Annotated in this window: 15 protein-coding genes and 1 pseudogene; 8 read left to right on the top strand and 8 right to left on the bottom strand. The window is 72.5% G+C overall.

The features are described 5' to 3' along the window. Window positions 1–58 precede the first annotated feature (58 nt). From CD790_RS00550 to CD790_RS00535, 4 genes are read right to left on the bottom strand one after another with little or no spacing between them, the layout of a single operon-like run. Window positions 59–1,021, bottom strand: coding sequence for a complex I subunit 1 family protein (locus CD790_RS00550; RefSeq protein ID WP_144380905.1), 963 nt, complete (start codon window positions 1,019–1,021; stop codon window positions 59–61). Beyond that, on the bottom strand, window positions 1,018–2,847 hold the full coding sequence (locus CD790_RS00545) for an NADH-quinone oxidoreductase subunit C (protein WP_260867249.1): 1,830 nt from the start codon (window positions 2,845–2,847) through the stop codon (window positions 1,018–1,020). The genes CD790_RS00550 and CD790_RS00545 overlap by 4 nt, the downstream gene beginning before the upstream one ends. Next, entirely contained in the window at window positions 2,844–3,617 is a 774-nt protein-coding gene (locus CD790_RS00540) for an NADH-quinone oxidoreductase subunit B (protein ID WP_144380904.1), read from the bottom strand. The genes CD790_RS00545 and CD790_RS00540 overlap by 4 nt, the downstream gene beginning before the upstream one ends. Next, window positions 3,608–4,003 (bottom strand): NADH-quinone oxidoreductase subunit A, encoded by a 396-nt coding sequence (locus tag CD790_RS00535; RefSeq protein WP_144380903.1) that lies wholly within the window; start codon window positions 4,001–4,003, stop codon window positions 3,608–3,610. Before CD790_RS00535 ends, CD790_RS00540 begins: the two co-directional genes overlap by 10 nt. Before the next feature lie 545 nt (window positions 4,004–4,548). Here CD790_RS00535 and CD790_RS00530 point away from each other — a divergent pair. The 5 genes from CD790_RS00530 to CD790_RS00505 all read left to right on the top strand — a co-directional run bounded on the left by CD790_RS00530 (window position 4,549) and on the right by CD790_RS00505 (window position 11,581). Continuing rightward, window positions 4,549–5,748, top strand: coding sequence for a sensor domain-containing protein (locus CD790_RS00530; protein ID WP_144380902.1), 1,200 nt, complete (start codon window positions 4,549–4,551; stop codon window positions 5,746–5,748). Window positions 5,749–5,979: 231 nt separating this feature from the next. Next, window positions 5,980–7,320: a sensor histidine kinase gene (locus CD790_RS00525; protein ID WP_144380901.1), complete on the top strand. Its 1,341-nt coding sequence runs from the start codon at window positions 5,980–5,982 to the stop codon at window positions 7,318–7,320. Between the two features lie 284 nt (window positions 7,321–7,604). After that, window positions 7,605–8,264 carry a response regulator transcription factor gene (locus CD790_RS00515; RefSeq protein ID WP_277744746.1) on the top strand — a complete coding sequence of 220 codons (660 nt, stop codon included), beginning with the start codon at window positions 7,605–7,607 and terminating at the stop codon, window positions 8,262–8,264. Window positions 8,265–8,535: 271 nt separating this feature from the next. Continuing rightward, on the top strand, window positions 8,536–10,512 hold the full coding sequence (locus tag CD790_RS00510) for a 2-oxoacid:acceptor oxidoreductase subunit alpha (RefSeq protein WP_144380898.1): 1,977 nt from the start codon (window positions 8,536–8,538) through the stop codon (window positions 10,510–10,512). Further along, complete coding sequence (locus CD790_RS00505; RefSeq protein ID WP_144380897.1) at window positions 10,505–11,581, top strand: 2-oxoacid:ferredoxin oxidoreductase subunit beta; 1,077 nt, start codon at window positions 10,505–10,507, stop codon at window positions 11,579–11,581. The genes CD790_RS00510 and CD790_RS00505 overlap by 8 nt, the downstream gene beginning before the upstream one ends. A gap of 420 nt (window positions 11,582–12,001) precedes the next feature. Here the strand turns inward: CD790_RS00505 and CD790_RS00500 are convergent. Continuing rightward, window positions 12,002–12,973, bottom strand: a pseudogene (locus CD790_RS00500) (serine/threonine-protein kinase); the annotation flags it as partial. A gap of 416 nt (window positions 12,974–13,389) precedes the next feature. On the opposite strand from CD790_RS00500, the gene rarD reads away from it, so the two are divergent. Both rarD and CD790_RS00490 read left to right on the top strand, forming a co-directional pair. Beyond that, complete coding sequence (rarD, locus tag CD790_RS00495; RefSeq protein ID WP_260867248.1) at window positions 13,390–14,493, top strand: EamA family transporter RarD; 1,104 nt, start codon at window positions 13,390–13,392, stop codon at window positions 14,491–14,493. Window positions 14,494–14,713: 220 nt separating this feature from the next. Beyond that, complete coding sequence (locus CD790_RS00490) at window positions 14,714–16,102, top strand: M28 family metallopeptidase (RefSeq protein ID WP_144380894.1); 1,389 nt, start codon at window positions 14,714–14,716, stop codon at window positions 16,100–16,102. A 205-nt stretch (window positions 16,103–16,307) separates the two neighbouring features. Here CD790_RS00490 and CD790_RS00485 read toward each other — a convergent pair whose 3' ends face one another. Next, a complete protein-coding gene (locus CD790_RS00485; RefSeq protein WP_144380893.1) occupies window positions 16,308–16,925 on the bottom strand; it encodes an ABATE domain-containing protein in 618 nt (205 codons plus the stop codon). A gap of 69 nt (window positions 16,926–16,994) precedes the next feature. Here CD790_RS00485 and CD790_RS00480 point away from each other — a divergent pair, with 69 nt between their 5' ends. Continuing rightward, window positions 16,995–17,444 carry a VOC family protein gene (locus CD790_RS00480; protein ID WP_144380892.1) on the top strand — a complete coding sequence of 150 codons (450 nt, stop codon included), beginning with the start codon at window positions 16,995–16,997 and terminating at the stop codon, window positions 17,442–17,444. A 13-nt stretch (window positions 17,445–17,457) separates the two neighbouring features. Here CD790_RS00480 and CD790_RS00475 read toward each other — a convergent pair whose 3' ends face one another. Both CD790_RS00475 and CD790_RS00470 read right to left on the bottom strand, forming a co-directional pair. Next, window positions 17,458–18,495 (bottom strand): ABC transporter permease, encoded by a 1,038-nt coding sequence (locus tag CD790_RS00475; RefSeq protein WP_144380891.1) that lies wholly within the window; start codon window positions 18,493–18,495, stop codon window positions 17,458–17,460. Continuing rightward, on the bottom strand, window positions 18,482–19,444 hold the full coding sequence (locus tag CD790_RS00470) for an ABC transporter ATP-binding protein (protein ID WP_144381817.1): 963 nt from the start codon (window positions 19,442–19,444) through the stop codon (window positions 18,482–18,484). The genes CD790_RS00475 and CD790_RS00470 overlap by 14 nt, the downstream gene beginning before the upstream one ends. Window positions 19,445–19,500: the final 56 nt, after the last annotated feature.

Here is a 19,500-nt window from a genome sequence, read left to right as displayed (position 1 = left end):
CGCCGGGGTCGCCCGGAGGGCGTCGTCGAGGGCTGGTGGTCGGGCGACGGGAGGGACATCAGGAGATCACCACCTTGATGACGCCGGTGAGGGCGATCTGGGCGAGGGCGAACGGGATGAGCACGGTCCAGGCGAAGCGCTGCAGCTGGTCCTCGCGGAGCCGCGGATAGGTCACCCGGAGCCAGATCACGACGAAGGCGAGGAGGCCGGTCTTCAGCAGTGTCCACAGCCAGCCGAGGTCGTCGGCGAACGGTCCGTGCCAGCCGCCCAGGAAGAGCACGCTGGTCAGCGCGCACAGGACGACGATGCCCGCGTACTCGGCGAGCAGGAAGAGGGCGAAGCGCAGGCCGGTGTACTCGGTGTACGCACCGAAGATGATCTCCGAGTCGGCGACCGGCGCGTCGAACGGCGGGCGCTGGAGCTCGGCGAGTCCGGCGGTGAAGAAGACCAGTCCGCCCACGATCTGCCAGGGCACCCACCACCACTCGAACTCGTGGAGGATGCCCGGCAGCGAGACGGTGCCGGCGGCCATCGCCACCGAGGCGGCGGCCAGCAGCATCGGCAGTTCGTACGCCATGAGCTGCGCGGCCGTGCGCAGGCCGCCGAGCAGCGAGAACTTGTTGGCCGAGGCCCAGCCCGCCATCAGCGAACCGAGCACGCCCACGCCCATCACGGCGAGCACGAAGAAGATGCCGGCGTCGACGAACCTGCCGACGGCGTTGTCCGGGCCGATCGGGATCGCCACCAGCACCAGGAGATACGGGAGCAGGGCGACGGCCGGCGCGAGCTGGAAGATGCGCCGGTCGGCCCCGGCCGGGACCACGTCCTCCTTCTGCGCGAACTTCACCCCGTCCGCGACCAGCTGGGCCCACCCGTGGAAACCACCGGCGTACATCGGCCCGAGCCGCCCCTGCATATGGGCCATGACCTTGTGCTCGGTCTGCCCGATGACCAGGGGAAACACCAGGAAGGCGAGGAATACGGCGAGCAGTCGCAGCCCGACGTCGAGGACGTCGTTCACCTGTCGCCTCCATCGTGTCCGGGGTCGGGGTCGGGGTCAGGGGTCGGGGTGGGAGCGGGGCCCGGGTCGGGGCTGCCGGGCGCCTCGGCGCCCGAAGCGGGGGCCGCGCCGGAGGCGTCCTCGGCGGCCGCGTCCCGAGCCTCCCGCGACGCCCCCTCTGCCGCGTCCTCGGCGGGCTTGGACTCTGTGGCGGCGTCCTCGGCGGGCTTGGACTCTGTGGCGGCGTCCTCGGCGGGCTTGGACTCTGTGGCGGCGTCCTCGGCGGGCTTGGACTCCTTTGCGGCGTCCTCGGCGGCCGTGTCGGGCTCGTCGAACGCCGGGCGGGCGTGGTGCCAGGGCGCGTCGGCCGAGCGGGTGCGCGGCGGAGCGGGGCGCGCCGCGGTGCCGGCGGCCGGTGCCGCCGACCCGCGCGGCTGCGCGGCGGCGTCCGTCGTCTCTGAGGCGTCGGCGGCTGTCTGTGAGGCGTCGGCGGCCTTCGCCGACTCCCCGGCCGCAGCCGAGGCCGCGGCTGCCGCCCGCTGGCTTGCCGAACCGGCGCCGGCGCTGCGCGCGCGGCGCGGACCGGCCGGTGCGGCGGTCTGCGGCGGGCCGGCCGCGGCGTCGGGCTGCGGGGCGTCGGGCCGTGGGGCGTCGGAGGTCGGCGGTGCGGCCGCCGGGCGCTGGCTCGCCGAACCGTCGTCGGCACTCCGCGCGCGGCGCGCCGGTGCGGCGGTTCCGGGCTGACCAGACGCCTGCTCGGATGCCTGCTCGGTCGTGGGCTCCGCCGCGCCGCGCTGGCTCGCGGAGCCGGCGCTCGCGCTCCGCGCGCGGCGCGGGGTGGTGGCCGGCGCCGCCTCCGCGGCAGCCGGGCTCGTCGCGGCGGCGCCGGTGGACTGGCTCGCGGAGCCCGCGGCGGCGGTACGGGTACGGCGTGCCGGGCGCTCGCCCGCCGCCGCACCCGCGGCGCGGGCGCCTCGGGCCGGGCGGGCGGGGGCCGCGGGGAGCTGGCCCTTGAGCGGGCCCCACTCGTTGGGGTCGGGAACGCCGGGCGGAAGCATCTGGCGGCGCTTGGGGCCGCCGTGGTCGGACTCTCCCGGCTCCTTGGCGCCCGGCCATGCCTTGGCCACGCGCGCGGCCAGCACGAAGTCCTTGCGCAGCGGGTGCCCCTCGAAGCTGTCCGGGAGCAGCAGCGGCGCCAGGTGCGGGTGGCCGGTGAAGCCGATGCCGAACATCTCGTGCGTCTCGCGCTCGTGCCACGCCGCGCCCGCGTACACGCCGGTGGCGGTGGGCAGCGCCGGCGCCTCGTGCGGCACGGTGGTCCGTACGAGCAGGCGCCGTACGGTCGTGGCGCCGCCCTCGGCCGGCCTGGCGGAGGGCCCGGCGCCGGGGAGCGCGACGACGTGCGCGGCGACGCGGAAGCCGGTGCCCGGCTCGTCGACGGCGCTCAGCCAGTCGAAATAGGTGCAGCCCAGCGTGGAGCGGGCGGCCTCCAGGGCGGTCAGCCACGCGGCGGCGGGGACGTCGACCGTGAGCAGGTCGTAGCTCTCCTCGGCCGTGGCACCCGCGCCGAAGATCTCGTCGGCCGGGCCGGGCAGCCAGCCGACCGGCGGCTCCGCGGGCTGCGGCTCTGTGGTTCCAGCGGGCTCTGTGGTTCCAGCGGACTCAGTGGTTCCAGCGGACTCAGTGGTCCCGTGGGCCGCAGCGGTCCCGGTGGCCTCAGCGGTCCCGCCGGCCCCAGCGGTCCCGGGCGCTTCAGCGGTACCGCCGGTACCGACGGCCCCAGCGGTCTCGGCCTCGATGGTCTCGGCGGCCGGCGGGCCCGCGGGCCGTTCGTCGCGTTCGGTCATCGGTCGCCCTCTCCACGCGGGGCGTCCGGACTGTCCGCGTCCGGCGTGCCCGCGTCCGGAGTGACGGCGGCGCTTGTCGGAGCGGCGCCGGGCGGCGGCGGAGGCATGATCAGCCCGCTGCGCAGGGCGCTTGAGGAGGCGCGCCCCGTGCCCGCGCCGGGGGCGGCGTACCGCTCGCCCAGCGACTCGTCGGCGATCTTCTCCTGGAGCTTGAGGATGCCCTGGAGGAGGGCCTCGGGGCGGGGCGGGCAGCCGGGCACGTAGACGTCGACGGGGATGATCTGGTCCACGCCCTTGGTCACGGAGTAGGAGTCCCAGTAGGGACCGCCGCAGTTGGAGCAGGCGCCGAAGGAGATCACGTACTTCGGCTCGGGCATCTGCTCGTACAGCCGCTTCACCGCGGGCGCCATCTTGTCGGTGACCGTGCCAGAGACGATCATGAGATCGGCCTGGCGGGGGCCGGGCGCGAACGGGATCACGCCGAGCCGGATGAAGTCGTGGCGGGACATGGACGCCGCGATGAACTCGATCGCACAGCACGCCAGCCCGAAGTTGAAGACCCACAGGCTGTAGCGGCGGCCCCAGTTCAGGACCACCTTCATGGGCTCGGGGGCGAGGCGCGACAGCACGCCCAGGCGCCGCGGCTCCGGCAGGAGCTCGGGGGCCGCGGAGGACGCGGCCGCGGGCGTGGCGGCGCTGGCAGCGGGGGTGGCCGACGAGGCGTTCGCGGGGGTCACTGGAGTCCCGGGAGTCACAGGGGTCACGTCCATTCGAGGACGCCCTTCTTCCATGCGTACAGGAGGCCCACGGCGAGGAAGCCGAGGAAGATGAACATCTCCACCAGCGTCGTGGCGCCGAAGCCGGGTGCGGCGAACACCGTCGCCCACGGGAAGAGGAAGATCGCGTCCACCGCGAAGATCACATACAAGAAAGCGTAGACGTAATAGCGGATCTGGGTGTGGGCCCAGCCCTCGCCGACCGGATCCACTCCGCATTCGTACGTGAGCAGCTTCTCGGGCGTCGGGACCACGGGCCGCAGCAGCCGCCCGGCCCCGAAGGCCACGGCGACGAAGAGGACGCCGACCACGCCGAGCAGGCCGACCACCGAATAGCTGTCGAAGTAGTCGGCCGCGAGTTGGACATGCTGGACACTCATGGTGCGCACGGTCGCCTCCGGCACGTGTCCGCCCCTCGCTCCCTGTCCTGCCCGCTGGCGCTGGCCTGCTGCTCGTCGACGTTGGGATATTCGACGATCCGTACGGACGGGAGTCTAGGCCCTGCGGGAGCCGGGGTGGGTCGGCCGTCCGGCATGCGACGGCACCACCCCGCCGGCGGCCACGCGCGTCCCCCGCCTCTCCCCCACCTCTATGCCCACTGGGTAGCCGTCCACGCACACCCCGCACACGTGGCGTGCACGCTTTGTCGCAGACATGGTGGTGCGCCCCCGCTCACGCGCCGCCTCGTGCCGTGGCGACCGCCGCGGGGGCGCGTTGCGCTGTCGTGACCATGGACGCCGCTGTGCGCGGTGAACGGCACGGTCCGCGCGGTGCCCCGTAGGACCGCGCGGGCTCCTGTACGGCCGGCCCGGTGGGGCTTCCCGTACAGACGGCCCGCGCGGTGCTTCCGTAGGGCCGCCCCGCGCGGTGCTCTCTTAGGGGCCCGCCTTGGCTGCGGGCCCGCGCGGGCGGCAGTCTGTGCCGTATGACCGCCCGCTCAGACGCCGGTGAGGCCGCCGAGGCCGACCGGCTGCCGACCCCCACTCTCCCGATGCCCGTGCACACCTGGAAGGAGATCGCCTATCTCCTGGCGAATCTCCCGGTGGCGATCGTCGGCTTCACCTTCGTGTCCCTGTGGCTGTACGCGGGCGTGCTGCTCTCGATCACGGTGGTCGGCCTGCCGCTGCTGACGCTCGGCCTGGCGGGCAGCCGGCTGCTCGGCTCGTTCGAGCGGCGCCGGGCGCGCTCCCTGCTGGGCGTGCGCATCGACGAGCCCAGCCCGCTGCCGCGTCGCAAGGGCGGCGACTTCTTCTCCTGGCTGTGGCAGGCGCTGAAGGACCCGGTGGCCTGGCGGAGCACACTCCACTCGATCATCCGACTGCCCTGGGGCGTGCTCACCTTCACCGTCGTTCTCGTCGCCCTGTTCATCGCCTGGCCGGTGCTGCCGTGGATCGCGCGCGGCCTGGCCGACGCCGACCGCATGATGGCGCGCACGCTGTTGTCGCCCTCCGACGAGCTGGAGCGGCGGATCGCCGAGCTGGAGTCGGATCGGGGGACGGTGGTCGACACCGCCGCCGCCGACCTGCGCCGCATCGAACGCGACCTCCACGACGGAGCCCAGGCCCGCCTCGTCGCCCTCGCCATGGACCTCGGCCTCGCCAAGGAAAAACTCCTCGAAGACCCCGAAGCCGCCGCCCGCATGGTCGACGACGCCCACGGCGAAGTGAAACTCGCCCTCCAAGAACTCCGCGACCTCGCCCGAGGCATCCACCCCGCCATCCTCACCGACCGCGGACTGGACGCGGCGCTGTCCTCGGTCGCCGCGCGGTGCACCGTGCCCGTGAAGGTCTCCGTCGACCTGGCCGACCGCCCGGCGCCCGCCATCGAGGGCATCGCCTACTTCACCGTCTCCGAGCTGCTCCAGAACATCAGCAAGCACAGCCGGGCGCGGACCGCGGAGATCGAACTGTGGCGGTCCGCCGACCGGCTGCTGATCCAGGTGCGGGACGACGGGCAGGGCGGCGCCAGCGTCGACGCCGGCAGCGGACTGGCGGGCCTGGCCGAGCGGCTCCGCTCGGTCGACGGCCTGTTCGCCGTCGACTCCCCGGTCGGCGGCCCGACGACGGTCACCGCCGAGCTGCCCTGGCGGAACCGGGTCGCGAGCGGCGGCGCCAGGACCGCCTAGCGGGTCCCGGACGGGCGGTTCCCGTACGAGCGGAATCCGGAGCCGGGTTCTGGTGCGGCGCCGGGCCGGGACCCCGCCCCGGCTCCGCGGAGCGAGATCACCCGAGGTAGGGCTAACCCCACCATGAAGAGACCTACCGGCTCCATGGTCCGAGGAGTCGCGCTCCGCCACGCTGGAGACAGTCTGGAGATCATCCCAGCGAGGAACCAGTTGCGGAGGACGGACGACGACATGGCCAGCGCATACGGACCGGAGACCAGAGTGGAGTCCCGGAGTGGGGTGCCCGCGGTGCTGCGCGCGCCGTTCGAAGGCCGTGCCTGGCGGGAGTTCCTGTACCTGCTGCTGAGCCTCCCGATGGCCGTGGTGTCGTTCACCTACGCGATCGCGATGCTCTCCCTGGGCGTCGGGCTGCTGATCACCTTCCTCGGCATCCCGGTGCTGGGCGTCGCCCTGGCGGGCTGCCGCGGTCTCGGGGTCGTGGAGCGGGTGCGGGCCCGTGCGCTGCTCCGGCTGGACGTGGCCGAGCCGGAGCCGGTCCGGGTCGCGAGCCGGAAGAAGGGCTCGGGCGGGGTCGTCGGCTGGGTGGTCGCCCTGCTCAAGAGCGGCACCTCCTGGCGCCATGTGCTCTACGCGATCCTCCACTTCCCCTGGGCGATATTCGGCTTCGTCGTCTCGGTGACGCTGTGGACGCTCGGCTGGACCATGCTCACGTACCCGCTGTGGAAGTGGACCCTCCCGGAGTACGGGGACCAGCCCGGTATTCAGCTCTACGGCAACGAGGACGGCACCGAGAACATCTACCTCGAGACCCCCTTGGAGGCCGCCCTGACCTCGGCTTGCGGCGCGCTGCTGGTGCTCGCCTCGCCCTGGCTGTTCCGCGGGCTGACCGCGGTGGACCGGCTGCTGGTCTCCGGGCTGCTGGGGCCGTCCCGGCTGGCGACGCGGGTCTGGGAGCTGGAGTCGGATCGGGGGACGGTGGTCGACACCGCCGCCGCCGACCTGCGCCGCATCGAACGCGACCTGCACGACGGGGCCCAGGCCCGCCTCGTCGCCCTCGCCATGGACCTCGGCCTCGCCAAGGAAAAACTCCTCGAAGACCCCGAAGCCGCCGCCCGCATGGTCGACGACGCCCACGGCGAAGTGAAACTCGCCCTCCAAGAACTCCGCGACCTCGCCCGAGGCATCCACCCCGCCATCCTCACCGACCGCGGACTGGGCCCGGCGCTGTCCGCCGTGGCGGCGCGCTGCACGGTCCCGGTGCACGTCATGGTGGACCTCCCGGAGCGGCCCGCCCCGGCGATCGAGGGCATCGCGTACTTCACCGTGTCCGAGCTGCTCCAGAACGTCAGCAAGCACAGCCGGGCGCATCGCGCCACCATCGACGTGTGGCGGGCCGAGGGTCGGCTGATGCTCCAGGTCACCGACGACGGGGTGGGCGGCGCCGTCCTCTCGGGCGGTGCGGGGCTGGCCGGGCTGGCCGAGCGACTCGACGCGGTGGACGGCATTCTCGTCGTCGACTCGCCGCCGGGCGGCCCCACCGCGATCACCGCGGAGCTGCCCTGGCGCGGCTGAGCCGCCGCCCACTCGCACCGCCCGCTCCCACCGCCCATCCTCACGCGCCCGCCCGCATCGCCCGCCTCCGCCGCCTCCGCCGCCTCAGTCCCCGCCGCCCCGGCCGTCGCCCGCCTCGTCCCCCCCGTCACCCGCGCCCGTTCCCCGGCGCGGGTGACGGGGTTGTCCACAGCCGGCCGTCGCGCCACGCAGGTTGTCCACAGGGTGCGCGGGCCCTGGGGGAATCCTGGAATGCTGGACCCACGAACCGTTGACGTGGGGGTCAGAAGATCGTGGAGGACAAGGTGCGGGTGGTCATCGCCGAGGACTCGGTGCTGCTTCGGGAGGGCCTGACCCGGCTGCTGACCGACCGGGGGCACGAGGTGATCGCGGGCGTGGGGGACGCCGAGGCGCTGCTCGCCTCGATCAAGGAGCTGGCCGCCCAGGGGGAGCTGCCGGACGTGGTGGTGGCCGACGTTCGGATGCCTCCGACACACACGGACGAGGGGGTGCGGGCGGCGGTGCGGCTGCGCCGCGACCACCCGGAGCTGGGCGTGCTCGTGCTGTCGCAGTACGTGGAGGAGCAGTACGCGACGGAGCTGCTGGCCGGCAGCAGCCGTGGCGTCGGCTATCTGCTCAAGGACCGGGTGGCGGAGGTCCGGGAGTTCGTGGACGCGGTGGTGCGGGTCGCCAGCGGCGGCACCGCCCTGGACCCCGAGGTGGTCGCGCAGCTGCTGGGCCGCAGCCGCAAGCAGGACGTGCTGACCGCGCTCACCCCGCGCGAGCGCGAGGTCCTGGGCCTGATGGCGGAAGGACGGACGAATTCCGCCATCGCCAAGCAGCTCGTGGTCAGCGACGGCGCCGTCGAAAAGCACGTCAGCAACATCTTCCTCAAGCTCGGCCTCTCCCCGAGTGAGGGCGATCACCGTCGGGTGCTCGCGGTGCTGACGTACCTCAATTCCTAGAAGCCCACACCTGACATCAGATCAGGCCCATCGGGAGATCCTTGCTGGTAGAGCGCGAGTCGTAGAACCGACGACCGGTGAGGGAGGGCCGCTGGATAAGGGACCACGGGGCGACCAGAGGGCAACAAAGCGTGACAAAAAGGTGTCCGATACGGGCGTCCATCATGTGATCTATTCAGGGATGGACACCCTTACCGACGTACGATGGCCATGGGACAACCGGTCGGCACCGACTGTCCACAAAGCGTCGCCTCTAGGGAGGTCCGAAGCAGTGACCAGCCAGGTCAGTAGCCCGGCCGAGCAGGCCGAACCAGCCGAGCAAGAGGGCGAGCACACGCTCGTCGGGGGCCAGCGGCAACCGGATGGCGCAAAAGAGGTACGCCGTCTGGATCGGGTGATCATCCGGTTTGCCGGTGACTCGGGTGACGGAATGCAGCTCACGGGTGACCGGTTCACCTCGGAGACGGCGTCGTTCGGCAATGATTTGTCCACGCTGCCGAATTTCCCGGCCGAGATCCGGGCGCCCGCCGGGACGCTGCCGGGCGTGTCGAGTTTCCAGTTGCATTTCGCGGACCACGACATTCTCACGCCCGGTGACGCGCCGAATGTGCTGGTCGCGATGAATCCGGCCGCGCTGAAGGCGAACATCGGCGATCTGCCGCGCGGCGCGGAGATCATCGTGAACACCGACGAGTTCACCAAGCGGCCGATGGCCAAGGTGGGGTATGAGACCAGTCCGCTGGAGGACGGGTCGCTGGACGCCTACCGGGTCCATCCGGTGCCGCTGACCACACTGACGATCGAGGCGCTGAAGGACTTCGGGCTCAGCCGGAAGGAGGCCGAGCGCAGCAAGAACATGTTCGCGCTCGGGCTGCTGTCGTGGATGTACCACCGGCCCACCCACGGGACCGAGGAGTTCCTGCGCAAGAAGTTCGCGAAGAAGCCCGCGATCGCGGAGGCGAACGTCGCCGCCTTCCAGGCCGGCTGGAACTTCGGCGAGACCACGGAGGACTTCGCCGTCTCCTACGAGGTCGCCCCCGCCACCTCGGCGTTCCCCGCCGGCACCTACCGGAACATCTCCGGGAACCTGGCGCTGTCGTACGGCCTGATCGCCGCCTCCCGCCAGGCGGATCTGCCGCTCTACCTGGGGTCGTATCCGATCACCCCGGCCTCCGACATCCTCCACGAACTGTCCAGGCACAAGAACTTCGGCGTGCGGACGTTCCAGGCGGAGGATGAGATCGCCGGTATCGGCGCGGCGTTGGGGGCGGCGTTCGGCGGCTCGCTGGCGGTGACCACCACCTCCGGTCCGGGCGTGGCGCTCAAGAGCGAGACCATCGGTCTCGCGGTGAGCCTGGAACTGCCGCTGCTGATCGTGGACATCCAGCGCGGCGGCCCCTCCACCGGCCTGCCCACCAAGACCGAGCAGGCGGACCTGCTCCAGGCGATGTACGGGCGCAACGGCGAGGCGCCGGTGCCGGTGGTGGCCCCGGCCACCCCCGCGGACTGCTTCGACGCCGCCCTGGAGGCCGCGCGGATCGCGCTGACCTACCGCACCCCGGTGTTCCTGCTGTCGGACGGCTACCTGGCCAACGGCTCGGAGCCCTGGCGCATCCCGGAGGTGGAGGACCTGCCGGACCTGCGGGTGCAGTTCGCCACCGGGACCAACCACACCCTCGACGACGGCACCGAGGTGTTCTGGCCCTACAAGCGCGACCCGCAGACGCTGGCCCGCCCCTGGGCGGTGCCGGGCACGCCGGGGCTCGAGCACCGCATCGGCGGGATCGAGAAGCAGGACGGCAGCGGGAACATCTCCTACGACCCCGCCAACCACGACCACATGGTGCGCACCCGTCAGGCCAAGGTCGACGGCATCGCCGTGTCCGACCTGGTGGTCGACGACCCGAGCGGGGAGGCGCGGGTCCTGGTGCTCGGCTGGGGTTCCACCTACGGCCCGATCACCGCGGCCGTCCGGCGCATCCGGGCGTCGGGGGGCGTCATCGCGCAGGCGCACCTGCGTCATCTGAACCCGTTCCCCGCCAACCTGGGAACGGTGCTGGCCGGTTACGACAAGGTGATCGTGCCGGAGATGAACCTGGGTCAGCTCGCCACCCTGATCCGCGCCAAGTACCTGGTGGACGCCGAGTCCTTCACCCAGGTGCGGGGCCTGCCGTTCAAGGCGGAGCAACTCGCGACCCACCTCGCGGAGGTTATTCAGCACAGCCTCAAGGAGGCCATCAATGACTGAGACGATGGAAGGGACCTCGGCCTTCGAGGCGCTTTCCCTGGTGCCGAAGGCGGACGCCAAGCAGTCCATGAAGGACTTCAAGTCCGATCAGGAAGTGCGCTGGTGCCCTGGCTGCGGTGACTACGCCATCCTCGCCGCCGTGCAGGGCTTCATGCCCGAGCTCGGCCTGGCGAAGGAGAACATCGTCTTCGTCTCGGGCATCGGCTGCTCCTCCCGCTTCCCGTACTACATGAACACCTACGGGATGCACTCCATCCACGGCCGCGCCCCGGCCATCGCCACCGGGCTGGCCAGCTCGCGCCGGGATCTGTCGGTGTGGGTGGTCACCGGTGACGGGGACGCCCTCTCCATCGGAGGCAACCACCTGATCCACGCGCTCCGGCGCAATGTGAACCTCAAGATCCTTCTTTTCAACAACCGCATCTACGGACTGACCAAGGGCCAGTACAGCCCGACCTCCGAGGTCGGAAAGATCACCAAGTCCACGCCGATGGGCTCGCTGGATGCCCCGTTCAACCCGGTCTCGCTGGCCATCGGCGCCGAGGCGTCCTTCGTGGCCCGCACGGTCGACTCCGACCGCAAGCACCTGACCGAGGTGTTGCGTCAGGCCGCCGCCCACCCCGGCACCGCGCTGGTCGAGATCTACCAGAACTGCAACATCTTCAACGACGGAGCCTTCGAGGTCCTCAAGGACAAGGAGCAGGCGCAGGACGCCGTCATCCGGCTGGAGCACGGTCGCCCCATCCGCTTCGGCGCCGACGGCGGCAAGGGCGTGGTGCGCGACCCGGCCACCGGCGACCTCAAGGTCGTCCCCGTCACCGCCGAGAACGAGGCGGACATCCTGGTCCACGACGCCCACGCCGCGTCCCCGACCACCGCCTTCGCGCTGTCCCGGCTGGCCGACCCCGACACCCTGCACCACACCCCGATCGGTGTGCTCCGCAGCGTCGACCGCCCGGTGTACGACACCCAGATGGCCGACCAGCTCGACGCCGCCATCGAACAGCACGGCAAGGGGGACCTGGCCGCCCTGCTCGCGGGTAACGACACCTGGACGGTCGTCGGCTGACACCCGCCGAGGCCCGCGCACGTCACGTGGGCGAACCGGTAGCGGGCCCGCGCACCTCGCGCGGGCCCGAACGCCGAGGGGCGCCGGGCCACGCCCGACGCCCCTCGCCCTTTCCGCGCGCCCTTCACCAGCCCGCCACGCCCCTCCACCACGTCCGGCCCGCCACGCCGCTCCACCACGTCCGGCCCGCCGCGCCCCTTCACCACGTCCGCCTTCCGGCCGCCTCGCCTTCCGTCGCGCCGCCTTCGCTCACCGCCTGTTTCCCCCGCCGCCTCGCCCCTCCCCCTTGTCGGCCCCTCGCCTCGCCGCTCGGTCGCGCGACGAGTCCCGGTCGCGGGGCGACCGCGACGCCCCTCGGGCCGCTCACCGGATCGGGTCGACCTGCCCGGCACCGTGCCGCCTCGGTCGGCCCGGGCGAAGCGGCTCCTCGGGGACGGTGGGGTCGGCGTCCCGCGACGCCGCCGTCTCGGCGGCCCGCTCCGCGATCATTCGTGCCAGGGGCTCGGGCAGCCAGCTCGCACCGCCCCGCGGCGCGTCCTCGGGCAGCGCCTTGTCGAGCCGGCGCGCGGTCGGCCGCCGGGCCGGGTCCTTCGTCAGGCAGTCGCGCAGCAGGTCGGCGAGGTGTCCGTCGAGGGCGTCCACGCCCTGGAGGTCGGCCGCGCCGTGCACGGTGCGGTACAGCACCCCGTCGACCCCGCCGGTGCCGAACGGCGGGCGGCCGGTCGCCGCGTAGGCGAGCAGGCAACCGAGCGCGAAGACGTCGCTGGCCGGCCCGACCTCCGTGGCGCGCGCCTCGGCCTGTTCCGGCGCCAGGAAGCCCGGCGTGCCGACGATGACGTCGTTGGAGGTCATCGAGGTCAGGGGCGTGCCGAGGACGGGGCCGGCGGACTCGGTCCGCGGACTCTCCCAGCCTCGCGCGATACCGAAGTCGATCAGCCGCGGGCCGTCCACGGCCAGCAGCACGTTGCAGGGCTTCACATCGCGGTGGACCAGTCCCGCCGTGTGGACCGCGTCCAGCGCGCGGGCCAGCCGCTTGCCCAGCACGCGCACGCTGCGTACGGGCAGCGGCCCGTGTGCGGCGACCGCCTCCGCCAGGGAGGGGCCCGGCACGAAGACCGTGGCCAACCAGGGCTCGGCCGCGTCCGGGTCGGCGTCGGTGACCGGCACGGCCCAGGGGCTGCTCACCCGACGGGCGGCCGCGATCTCCCGGCGGAAGCGGGCCCGGAACTCCGGCTCGGCCGCGTACTCGGCCTGGATCACCTTGATCGCCACCAGCGCTCCGGCCGGCGTACGGCCGAGGTAGACCACGCCCATGCCCCCCGCGCCCAGCCGCCCCAGCAGACGGTGGCCGGCGACCCAGGTGGGGTCGGAGGGCAGCAGCGGCTCGGTCACGACCGGGCCTCCCGGGCGCTCCGGGCCGCGACGCGGATCGGCGGGGCGGTGCCGCTCCCCGGGGCAGCGCGCCCCGTCCGGTCGGGGGCCGGGCAGGCCGCGTTCCGCGGGTGCCCTCGCGGGGCGGGGACGGTGTCGGCGGCGGTGGGGCGCCGACCGCGCCTGGCCCAGCCGCCCGTTCTCTCGTACTCCACGAGACCCCCAGCGGGTCCTGCGTTCCCCGGGTGTTGTGCCGATGGTACGGGCAGGAGCGTGAACCGGCCCCGTAGGAGGAGTGATTGGTTCCTGACGCGGCGCATCGGGCGGGGCGCGACGCGCCGCGCGGCGCACGTGTCATGACCGTATTCCGATACGGAAATGACACGAGTCGTCCACGGCGTTACCTTCGACGAGTTGCCACGCTCAGGGGAGGACATGTGAAGCCGCAGAACGAGCAGCGCGCCGGGCTCGCGTACGGCTTTGCCGCGTACGGCATGTGGGGGCTCTTCCCGCTGTACTGGCCGCTTCTGGAGCCCGCCGGCGCCGCCGAGATCCTCGCCCACCGCATGGTGTGGTCGCTGATCGTGGCCGTCGGCATCGTCGTGGCGCTGCGCCGCTGGTCGTGGATACCCCAGCTGCTGCGGCAGCCCAAGCGCCTGGCCTCCATCGCCCTCGCGGCCTGCGTGATCTCCCTCAACTGGGGCACCTACATCTGGGGCGTCAACTCCGGCTACGTCGTCGAGACGTCCCTCGGTTACTTCATCAACCCGCTTGTCAGCATCGGCTTCGGCGTGCTGCTGCTGCGTGAACGGCTGCGTCCGGCGCAATGGACGGCCGTGGGCATCGGCCTCGTCGCCGTGGTGGTCCTCGCCGTGGGATACGGCAGGCCGCCGTGGATCGCGCTCATCCTCGCCTTCAGCTTCGGGACGTACAGCCTGGTCAAGAAGCAGGTCGGGCTGGACGGACTGGAGTCCTTCGCCGCCGAGACCTCGGTGCAGTTCCTGCCCGCCCTCGCGTTCCTGCTGTTCACGGGCGCGCAGGGCGAGACGACCTTCGCCGGCGAGGGCGTCGGCCACGCCTTGCTGCTGATGGCCACGGGCGCGGTGACCGCGGTCCCGCTGATCTGCTTCGGCGCCTCGGCGGTACGGCTGCCGCTGTCGACGATCGGCCTCATGCAGTACCTCGCCCCGACCTCCCAGTTCGCCCTCGGTCTGCTGGTCTTCCACGAGTCGATGCCGCCGGAGCGGTGGGCGGGCTTCGCCCTCGTGTGGCTGGCGCTGACGCTGCTGACCTGGGACGCGCTGCGCACCGCGCGGCAGGGGCGACTGGCGCGGGCACGGGCACGGGCCCGGGCGGAGGCCGAGGCCAAGGCCGCCGCCGACGCGACCGCGACGCCGGCGGCTACGGCCACGACTCCGGCCACGGCCACGGCCACAGGGACGACTACGGCCACCATGGACGCCGCCACGGCCGTGACCGGCACGGGCACCGGCACCGGCACCGGCACCGCCGACCCCGCGGCATCGCAAACCGCCCCCTAACGGACAGCCCACCCGTCGTGGGGATCGATATCCGGCAAGCCGTGTCCGATTCCCGTCTTGACGCGGACACAACCACACACGGAGCATCAGCTCACATCACTCAGCTCCGCAGCTTCGCCGATCGACCGCTCCTCGCTCCACCCACCCTCCCCACGGGCACGTGCACCACCTTTCGTCACGTTCATTCCGTCCTCCCACCGTTCGGAATTCGGAGCCCCCCATGACACCTTCCGCGCCCCTGCGCACCCATCGGCCCACCCCGCGAAGATCGCTGATCCGCCGTGCCGCCGGTGCGGCCGTCGCCGCCGGTGCGGTCGCGGCCCTGGTCGCCACCGCCGCGGTGCCCGCGAACGCGAACCCGGCCGCCTCGGCGCCCGCCGCCCAGGCCGCCCCCGCCGCCGTCGCCGCCCCGGACATCCCGGTCGCCAACGTGAAGGCGCACCTGAACCAGTTGCAGTCCATAGCCACCGCCAACGGCGGCAACCGCGCCCACGGCCGGGCCGGTTACAAGGCGTCGATCGACTACATCAAGGGCAAGCTGGACGCCGCCGGATTCACCACCACGGTGCAGCAGTTCACCTCCAGCGGCGCCACCGGCTACAACCTCATCGCCGACTGGCCCGGCGGCGACCCCAACCAGGTGGTGTTCGCGGGCGCCCACCTGGACTCCGTCACCAGCGGCCCGGGCATCAACGACAACGGCTCCGGTTCGGCGGCCGTGTTGGAGAACGCGCTGGCCGTGGCCCGCGAGGGCCTCAAGCCCAAGAAGCACCTGCGGTTCGGCTGGTGGGGTGCCGAGGAGCTCGGCCTGGTCGGCTCCCGCTACTACGTGAACAACCTGCCGACCGCCGAGCGTTCGAAGATCTCCGCGTATCTGAACTTCGACATGATCGGCTCGCCCAACCCCGGCTACTTCGTCTACGACGACGACACGCAGCTGGAGTCGCTGTTCAAGGACTGGTTCGCCGCCAAGGGCGTGCCGACCGAGATCGAGACCGAGGGCGACGGGCGCTCCGACCACGCGTCGTTCAAGAACGTCGGGGTCCGGGTCGGCGGCCTGTTCACCGGCGCCAGCCGGTCCAAGACCGCCGCCCAGGCCCAGAAGTGGGGCGGGACCGCGGGCCAGGCGTTCGACCGCTGCTACCACTCCTCCTGCGACACCATCAGCAACATCAACGACACCGCGCTGGACCGGAACAGCGACGCCATCGCGCACGCCGTGTGGACGCTCGCCGGGGACGGCGGCACCACCCCGCCCGGCGGTGACGCCTACGAGAACACCGCCGACGTCGCCATCCCGGACAACGGCTCCGCGGTGACCTCGCCGCTCTCCGTCACCGGGCGGACCGGGAACGCCCCGTCGAACCTCCAGGTCGGCGTGGACATCAAGCACTCCTGGCGCGGCGACCTCGTCGTCGACCTGCTGGCGCCGGACGGCACGGCCTACCGGCTGAAGAACTCCAGCGGCTCGGACTCGGCGGACAACGTGATCGCCACCTTCACCGTCGACGCCTCCAGTGAGACGGCCAACGGCACCTGGCAGCTGCGGGTGCAGGACGTCGCCGCGCAGGACACCGGCTACATCGACAGCTGGAAGCTCACCTTCTGAGCCCTGTCGAGCACCGGCCGGCCCGATCAGGCTGAGTGAGCACATCGCCCGCGGGAACGCCCGCGGCGCCCGGCACCTCCGGGCGCCGCGGGCGTGCGTCGTTCCAGCCCGGTCACCCTCCCCCGGTCCCCCGGCCGCGCCCCCTCGGTCACCCTCCCCGGGGCGTGCTTCCCACGGTCGCCGTCCCCCGGCCGCACTTCCTCGGTCACCCTTCCTCGGTCGCGTCGTCCACGCCGTGGTGGCGCGCGCGCAGGGCGCGCACCTTGTGCCGGTTCCCACAGCGCCGCATCGAGCACCAGCGCCGCTGGCCGGGGCGCGAGGTGTCGACGAAGAGCAGATAGCAGTCATCGGCCCCGCACTCGCGTATGCGGTGGGCGTGCGGCCCGGAGAACAGCTCGACGGCGTCGCGCGCCACCGTGGACAGCACCTGGGCACCGGTCGCGGGCCGCGCCCAGCCGCGCTCGGCATCGCCCACGAGCACGGGCGCCAGCGGCGCCGCCGCGGCGGCCTCGTTGACCACCGCGACGTCGGCGGGGCTCACGGCGCGCCCGTGCGCCCGGTCGGCGGTCAGCCGCCACAGCGCGTCCCGCAACCGGCGCGCGGCGGTCAGGTCGGCCGCGGTCACCACCGTCTCGGGCGTCGGATGCAGTCGGCTGCGTGTCACCCAGTCCACCAGGTCCGCGGGCTCGTGCAGCGACTCGTACCGGGCGAAGGCGGCGGGGCCGCCGGTGACCAACAGCTCCAGGCACAGGGCACCCGGGTCGAAGTGATAGGGCACCCCTTCGGGTGAGTGCAGGACCAGACCCATTGCATGCTCGACCATGTAACCACTATAACTGGTTACGTGCCCCGGTCAGGGGTGCACCGGACACTCCGACCGACGGGGGAAGCGATGGCACTGCACTGGAAGCTTGTGATCGACGCGGCGGACCCGCACCGGCAGGCCGTCTTCTGGGCGGAAGCGCTCGGCTATGTGGTGGAGGACAACAGCACGCTGATCGAGCGCCTGCTGGGGTACGGCGCGATCAGCGAGGACCTGCTCACCGAGTTCGAGGGGCGCCGCGCCTGGCGGGATCTGGTGGCGGTGCGGCACCCGGACGATCCGTTCGACGCGGAGACCGGCACCGGTCTGGGACGGCGCATCCTCTTCCAGCGGGTACCCGAGCCGAAGACGGTGAAGAACCGGCTCCACCTGGACCTGCACGGCGCACCGGGCGAGCGGGAGGCCGAGGTGAGACGGCTGGAGGCGCTGGGCGCCACGCTCGTCCGACACGTCAAGGAGCCGGGCGGCGAATGGAGCGTGCTGACCGACCCCGAGGGCAACGAGTTCTGCGTGCAGTAGCGCCGCGGGCCGGTCAGCTGTTGACGTCCCGCGCCGTGAACCGCGCCCAGGCCGCGGAGCCGAACACCGCCGCGTACAGCCCCTGGAGGCTGAGGTTCTTGACCACCTCGTCCCAGTAGACGGGGTCGCGCAGCAGGTCGGCGAAGCTGAGCCAGTAGTGCGGGAAGAGGTAGGGATGGACGACGTGCAGCTGCGGGATGGTGTCCACGATCTGCACCGTGATCAGCAGTCCCACGGTCGCCGCCATGGCGGCGATGCCGCTGGTGGTGAGCGTCGAGATGAACAGGCCGAGCGCCGCGATGCCCACCAGTGAGGCGGCGACGACGCCCGCGACGCCCATGGCCCGCAGCAGTCCGTCCCCGAAGGAGACCCTGGTGCCGGAGATCAGGGTGACCTCGCCCAGTGGGAAGAAGGCGGCACCGACAGCCAGCGCGGTGACCGCCACCACCAAGGTGGCGACCAGGCAGAAGACCAGAATCGAGAAGAACTTGGCGAGCAGCAGCCGGGTGCGGCCGGCGGGGGCCACCAGCAGATAGCGCAGCGTTCCGCCACCGGCCTCACCGGCGATGGAGTCGCCCGCGATGACGCCGATCGCCATCGGCAGGAAGACCGGCAGCGTCGCGGCGAGGGAGGCGAAGACCAGGAAGAGACCGTTGTTGGTGACCTGGGCGATGAAGGCCGGGCCCTCGCCCTCTCCCCCGCCGCCCCCGCCGATGGTGCCGCCGTCGCTGGTCTCGATCTTCACCGCGATGCCGACCAGTATCGGCACGGCGGCGAGCACGCCCAGCAGCGCCAGGGTCCGCCAGCGCCGGAAGGTCACACCCAACTCGCTGCGGAAGAGCCCCAGTGACCAGAGGGGGTTGGCGCGCACCCGCGCGGGGCCCGAGGGGCCGCGACCGCCCGGCCCGCCGGCCTCTCCGCCGACGACCCCGCCGGTCTTCGGTGGGCGGGCCGCCCCGGCCGCCGCTCCGTCCACATCGACCCGCGACCGAGCCCGCGACTCAGCCCCCGCCCCCACTCGTGACTCAGCCCGTGACTCAGCCCGCGACATCGAAGCCCTCCCCCGTCAGTGCCACGAACGCGTCCTCCAGCGAGGCCCGTTCGGTACCGAATTCCCGCACCCGCACCCCGGCGCGTACCAGGGCGGCGTTGACGTCCGCCAGGTCCGGCGGGTCCGCCGTGGGCAGCTCCCCGGTGACCCGGTCGTCCACGACCACCAGGTCCGTCACGCCGTGCTCCTTGAGGACGCGGATCGCGTCGGCCGGGTCCGGGGTGGTGACCCCCAGCCGTCCGCGGCTGGCGGCCACGAGCTCGGCGACCGTGCCCTGGGTGATGAGCCGACCCTGGGACATGACCGCCGCATGCGTGCACACCTGCTCGATCTCGTCCAGCAGATGGGAGGAGAGGAAGACCGTGGTGCCGTCGTCGGCCAGCTCCCGCACCAGGGTGCGGATCTCCCGCATGCCCTGCGGGTCCAGGCCGTTGGTCGGCTCGTCGAGGATGAGGAGTTCCCGTGGTTGCAGCAGAGCGGCGGCGAGTCCCAGGCGCTGCTTCATCCCCAGCGAATAGGCGCGCGCCTTCTTCCGGGCCGCGGCCGCCAGTCCGACCCGGTCCAGCGCCGCGGCGACCCGCGCGGCCCGAGTGCTCGGGTCGGCCGTGGGATCGGCGGCGTCGAACCGGAGCAGATTGTCCCGGCCGTTCAGGAAGGGGTACAGGGCCGGGCCCTCGATCAGGGCGCCGACTCGGGGCAGCACGCTGCGCGCGGCCCGTGGCATCGGCTCGCCCAGCAGCCGCGCCCGGCCGGAGCTGGGTTCGATGAGCCCCATCAGCATGCGGATGGTGGTCGTCTTCCCCGACCCGTTGGGCCCGAGGAACCCGAAGACGCTGCCGCGGGGCACGGACAGGTCCAGCGCGTCGACCGCGAGCTGTCCCCCGCGGTACCGCTTGGTGAGCCCGCGCGTCTCGACCGCGGCGTCGCGGCCCGCGGCGGTCGACGCCACGGGCGGGTCCTCGACGGACGGCTGGTCCACGAGCTCTCCTTCGTCGTGGTGCGGTT

It is taken from the genome of Streptomyces sp. SAJ15, from assembly GCF_007595705.1.
GTDB lineage: Bacteria > Actinomycetota > Actinomycetes > Streptomycetales > Streptomycetaceae > Streptomyces.
The sequence above is the reverse complement of the archived record's forward strand: the minus strand, read 5'-3'. Positions and strand labels throughout refer to the sequence as shown.

Coding starts and splice junctions, on each gene's coding strand:
- CD790_RS00545 (WP_260867249.1), bottom strand. CDS start 2,847: ATGACCGAACGCGACGAACGGCCCGCGGGCCCGCCGGCCGCCGAGACC.
- CD790_RS00540 (WP_144380904.1), bottom strand. CDS start 3,617: ATGGACGTGACCCCTGTGACTCCCGGGACTCCAGTGACCCCCGCGAAC.
- CD790_RS00535 (WP_144380903.1), bottom strand. CDS start 4,003: ATGAGTGTCCAGCATGTCCAACTCGCGGCCGACTACTTCGACAGCTAT.
- CD790_RS00530 (WP_144380902.1), top strand. CDS start 4,549: ATGACCGCCCGCTCAGACGCCGGTGAGGCCGCCGAGGCCGACCGGCTG.
- CD790_RS00525 (WP_144380901.1), top strand. CDS start 5,980: ATGGCCAGCGCATACGGACCGGAGACCAGAGTGGAGTCCCGGAGTGGG.
- CD790_RS00505 (WP_144380897.1), top strand. CDS start 10,505: ATGACTGAGACGATGGAAGGGACCTCGGCCTTCGAGGCGCTTTCCCTG.
- CD790_RS00490 (WP_144380894.1), top strand. CDS start 14,714: ATGACACCTTCCGCGCCCCTGCGCACCCATCGGCCCACCCCGCGAAGA.
- CD790_RS00485 (WP_144380893.1), bottom strand. CDS start 16,925: ATGGTCGAGCATGCAATGGGTCTGGTCCTGCACTCACCCGAAGGGGTG.
- CD790_RS00480 (WP_144380892.1), top strand. CDS start 16,995: ATGGCACTGCACTGGAAGCTTGTGATCGACGCGGCGGACCCGCACCGG.
- CD790_RS00475 (WP_144380891.1), bottom strand. CDS start 18,495: ATGTCGCGGGCTGAGTCACGGGCTGAGTCACGAGTGGGGGCGGGGGCT.